The 4,931-nt window shown below is 51.7% G+C and carries 3 protein-coding genes; 2 read left to right on the top strand and 1 reads right to left on the bottom strand.

Features of this window, described 5'->3' with window-relative positions; all coding sequences use genetic code 11:
• The first annotated feature begins 999 nt into the window (after positions 1 to 999).
• Entirely contained in the window at positions 1,000 to 1,497 is a 498-nt protein-coding gene (locus QZN42_RS09920; protein ID WP_296957247.1) for a hypothetical protein, read from the top strand.
• A 275-nt stretch (positions 1,498 to 1,772) separates the two neighbouring features.
• Here QZN42_RS09920 and QZN42_RS09925 read toward each other — a convergent pair whose 3' ends face one another.
• Positions 1,773 to 2,654 carry a 3-hydroxyacyl-CoA dehydrogenase family protein gene (locus QZN42_RS09925; protein WP_296957250.1) on the bottom strand — a complete coding sequence of 294 codons (882 nt, stop codon included), beginning with the start codon at positions 2,652 to 2,654 and terminating at the stop codon, positions 1,773 to 1,775.
• A 419-nt stretch (positions 2,655 to 3,073) separates the two neighbouring features.
• On the opposite strand from QZN42_RS09925, the gene QZN42_RS09930 reads away from it, so the two are divergent.
• Positions 3,074 to 4,513 (top strand): class I adenylate-forming enzyme family protein, encoded by a 1,440-nt coding sequence (locus QZN42_RS09930; protein WP_296957252.1) that lies wholly within the window; start codon positions 3,074 to 3,076, stop codon positions 4,511 to 4,513.
• The last annotated feature ends 418 nt before the right edge of the window (positions 4,514 to 4,931 follow it).

Here is a 4,931-nt window from a genome sequence, read left to right on the forward strand (position 1 = left end):
TTTCTGCCGCTAACCCAATTATACAGAAAAATTGAACTCCCACCGGTTTTATTTACGGTGGCAACGGCGCCGATATGTGTAATTGGGGAGCTGTCTGCGTCAGACTGAGGGGTCGTACCTCGGCTGCCAGGCACATATGAGGCTAATTGACGAAAAGGTACTTGGGACAATTGACTCTATCGGTAAAAGCGAGCCCCCCGAAAAAGCCTTCCCGCAGGAAGGAAACTATATCGTCGATTGACTTTTGAATCGGGGGTATCGGGAGTATCGGGAGTATCGGGGCTGTCGGGAAGGTGGCGGCCTGATGGCCGCGAGTATGTATGGGGAATGTACGCAGACGTGCATGAAAAGCCCGTACAAGTCGAAACGTTCAAGGCTCCCCAGGCTTGGGGAGCTGTCTGCGAAGCAGACTGAGGGGTCGTACCTCGGCTGCCAGGCACAAATGAGGCTAATTGACGAAAAGGTACTCAGGACAAATGACTTTATCGGCAAAAGCGAGCCCCCCGAAGTGCGGGGGGGCTCCGCGAAGCGGTGGGGGGATGTCAAGCAGGCACAAGTCGAAAATGAGTAAAAAAGGTACAAGCACAGGGTTCGGCACAAGGCACATATGAGACTGATTGATAAAATGTACCCGGTACAAATGAGAAAATCGGTAAGCGAGTAGGCTCTCCCTCGGGAACACCGCGACAGCGGTGAGAGGGCGCTGAAGAAAAAGGCGGCCTCTGGCCGCCGGGATTCCGTCCCCTGTCCTTTCAGGCCCTTCGGGCCAGCTTCCCCGAGGGGGAAGCCTGCTCGAGTACGTTTTGAGGCACATGTGGGACTAACTGACGAAAGGTACCCGCGATCGATGAGAGCCGAAGGCAAACTATAAAATGGCGCCCGCAGGGCGCCGCCTTCCCGGGATTCCCGAAATAATTCCCGATTCCCGATATTCCCGCATCAAAAGTTTTTCCGAATTTTGCAGGTCTAAGTTATACTATATTTCCCAAAGGAGCCATCATGGACAAATCAACGACCCTCCCGGGCGACCGGGCCCTTGCCGGGGATTGCGCGATTACCGCCCTTCTGGCCGTACTCATTGCAGTTTCCGGTACTTTCCGCATTCCGGGAATCGTCCCGGGGACGGAGTTCCAGCTTTCCGCGCCCATTGCGGTAGCCATCTGCGGGGTATTCGGCTTCAAGAAATACATCATTGCCGGAGTCCTCGCCTCTCTCATCGGATTATCCCTGGGGACAGCCACCTTATTAAACGTAGCCATCCAGATGACTTTCCGCCTCGGGGTGGGCGCTTTCTGGCTCATCTCGGGCTCCAATAAACCCTTCTACATCTTCTCCGGACCCATCGGCACCTCGCTGGCCCGGGTGGCCATGTACTTCCTCCTCGGAAAAGGGCTCACCCTCATGCTCATCGCTGCCGCTCCCGGCATGGTTTTCACAGCCGCTACGGCATGGATTTTCGGGAAAATCCTGTCCAGATGCAGAGATGCCATAGGGTAAAAGTTGTTAGTTTTTAATTGTTAGTAAAGGTGCAGCGCGAAAGAAAGGCGCTGCATTTTTAATTGATGATAAGAAATAAGGCTGTATTGTAAGCACAAAAAAACCACGGACGCGCACTCCGTGGTTTTTCTGTATTCACATGGAAATATCATTTCCTTTTGCCTGTACTTATGATAGCATAAAATCCGCTTTGTACAGATATTTCATCAATGTCCCGCGTCCATTCTGATGCGGACCACCATCACTTACCACTTATCACTTCACACTGACCACTCTTACTTATACAGCGCTTCATAAATAGCTTTCAGCTTCTTATCCCTTTCTTCGGTCGCTTTTTTCGCCTTGTCCCCGGAGTAGTCGTAGAAGCCTTTGCCTGTCTTGACGCCGAGTTCGCCTTTTTCGAATTTTTCTTCCAGAAGCTTCGGCACGCCTTTTCCGTTGGCCAGGTCCTGCATGAGGTATTCGCTGATGTGGGTGAAGATATCGATTCCGCCAAAGTCCATGGTTTCCATGGGTCCCAGGCAGGCCCAGCGGAATCCGATGCCGTATTTCATGACTGCATCGATGCCTTCGGGGCTGATGACTCCTTCTTCCACCATGTGGCAGGCTTCGCGGATGACTGCCAGCTGGAGGCGGTTTCCTGCAAAGCCGGGCACGTCTTTTTCAAGGACTGCCGGTTTTTTATGAATGGCCAGGGCAAGGTCGTAAATGGCTCTGGCTGTAACGTCTGAAGTCTGATTGCTCTTGATGATTTCGATGAGGGGAATCAGGGTAGGCGGATTGAACCAGTGCATGCCGATGAACCGTTCCGGTTTCTTCACCGCTGCCGACAGGCGGTTGATGGAAAGGCCGGAAGTGTTGGAGGCAATGAGGGTATCGTCTCTGGCAAGAGATGAAATGGAGGCGAGGAAGGTCTGCTTGATGCCCAGATTTTCCACAATGGTCTCGATGATGAGATCCCTGTTTTTGAAAGCTGCCATGTCCGTGACAAAGGCGATTTTCGGAACGACGGAAGGATCGATGAGACTCCTTGCCTTCTCCAGCGTAGGCCGGCGGTGGTTCCAGAGGATCACGTCATATCCGTCCCTTGCAAATATTTCTGCCATGGAATACCCCATGGTGCCTGCCCCGGCAATGGTGATTTTTCTGATATTCATAAAAAGACCCCTTTCTTTTATTTTTATTATATTATAACGCAAATGGGCTGGCTCTATCAGTGCTGATCGTGATTCGTGGCTCGTGAATCGTGATTCGTGAAGGATATGGCTGGTATTCGCCAGCCAATTTTATATAGTGCGCTTCGCGCACGGCCTTCGGCTCTCAATATTGTCAGAAACTGAAAACGGGTATTTTAATCCTCGTCCGGGAGAAGTCCCCATATATATTTGTGCCGCATCAGCGGCACACGCCACGAACTACGAAACACGGATCACGAATCACGAAAACGATAAACAATCAACGGCTTATGATACTATTTCTTGAATCTAAAACCCCATCCCGTACCAGAAACATTGAAACATATGGAAATATTTGATACAATAAATTAAATATACGTTCAAATAAGTGAGGTTATTGTATGTTTTTACACGAAATCATCAAAGGTGCAAACCCTTCTCATCTTGTCTTTGAAGGCGAAGCCAATGTGACTTACGGGCAGCTGGTCGAATGGATCAGGAAGTACCGGAATAAACTTTATGAAATGGGAATCCGTCAGGGGGACAGGGTGGCGCTCTACTCCTCCAACCGGGCGGAATTCGTTTACGTCTATCTTTCCGTGGTATCCCTGGGGGCCATCATCATCCCGGTGAACTGCTCTCTCGTGGACCGGGAAGTGGATTACATCCTGAGAGACTCCGGTTCTGCCCTCCTCATCACCGATACGGCCATGACCGTATCCTGCCCGTCTATCGATATTCACGACCTGGATTTCCAGGCAGAAGAGGATAAAGCGGAAGAAGCGCCGGATTTCCCGAAAGATATTTCCGTGGACGACGTATGTGCCCTGGTCTACACCTCCGGCACCACCGGCAGCCCGAAGGGCGCCATGCTGACTCATAGAAATCTCGTGGAAAATGTGGAGCAGTTTATTTCCAGAATTACTTTCAAACCGGAAGACAAAGTCCTCTGTGTGCTCCCTATGTTCCACTGCTATGGACTGACCACCGTGGTCAATGCCAGCCTTTTCGCCCATTCCACCATCGTCATTCTCCGTTCAAAAAGTCCTTCTGAAATCATCAATACCATCGTGCAGCATGGAATCACCATCGCAATTATGGTGCCGCCCATGTACAATCTTCTTGCCCGTCGGGGCGATCCTTCTGTCATGAAGACCGTCCATACCTTCATTTCCGGCGGCGCTTCCCTTCCCCAGCCCGTATCTCAGGCCTTCTACGTCCGTTTCCGCCATCCCGTGCAGGAAGGTTATGGACTCACCGAGGCGTCCCCGGTCGTCTGCATCCTTCCCAGTGCCAAGCCGAAATACCTCACCAGCGGGCCGTCGCTTCCCGGGGTGGAAACAAAAATCCTCACCGAAAAAGGTGGTCCTTATACATCAGGCACCGTGGGCGAACTCCTCGTACGCGGCAGCAATGTAATGAAAGGCTACTGGCATAAACCGGAAGAAACAGCCAAAGTCATCGATAAAGACGGCTGGCTCCATACAGGAGACCTGGCCTACATGGACGATGATCAATATATTTATATCGTAGACCGTATCAAAGACCTCATCATCGTCAACGGGGAAAATATCTACCCCGGTGAAGTGGAAGACTGCATCTACGAAGTCGAAGGAGTCGCAGAATGTGCCGTCGTCGGCCATCCCGATGAACTCCGCGGCCAGTCCGCCTGGGCCTACGTGGTCATGAAAGAAGGATATCCCTTCGACGAAGCAAAAATCAGGAAACACATGTCCAAAAACATCGCCGGCTACAAAATCCCCCGGCGCTTCGTCCCCATGACCGCCCTTCCGAAGAATGCCACAGGGAAGATCCTGAAAAGAGCACTCCGGGATTATTGAGAGTTTGGTATGTAGTGAATAGAAATAAGAGCCGGCTGCGCAGCCGGCTCTTTTCGTTGGAAATAATAGTGGTAAGTGATAAGTGGTAAGTGGGAAGTGAAGGTGGCGCCCTGGCGGGCGCAATTATATATGGTGCCTTTGGCTCTCAAGTGTGCTGAAAGTGATTATACGCAGGCGGTGGCTCTACTTGAGCGGCAGGAACCTGTATTCCCGGCCTTACGGGCAGCTGAATCCTTGCACGAGAGAATGAGTGTATTCCCGGCCCCGCGCGGAGAGCGGAGTGAGCGCAGCGTTCTCCTTTGGATGTCAGAAATCCGGCCGAAAGAATCTCATCGATATCGTCTACTTCCTTTCAAGTCGCTATCGTCCAGGCCCTCCCAGGAGTTGGGAGGGTGCCTGAACGAAGTGAAGGCGGGTG

The sequence above is a fragment of the uncultured Dialister sp. genome (assembly GCA_900314595.1).
In the GTDB taxonomy this organism is placed as follows: domain Bacteria; phylum Bacillota; class Negativicutes; order Veillonellales; family Dialisteraceae; genus Dialister.

Excerpts from the sequence above, each read along its gene's own strand:
- QZN42_RS09925 (WP_296957250.1), bottom strand. The coding sequence starts at position 2,654 with ATGAATATCAGAAAAATCACCATTGCCGGGGCAGGCACCATGGGGTAT.
- QZN42_RS09930 (WP_296957252.1), top strand. The coding sequence starts at position 3,074 with ATGTTTTTACACGAAATCATCAAAGGTGCAAACCCTTCTCATCTTGTC.
- QZN42_RS09920 (WP_296957247.1), top strand. The coding sequence starts at position 1,000 with ATGGACAAATCAACGACCCTCCCGGGCGACCGGGCCCTTGCCGGGGAT.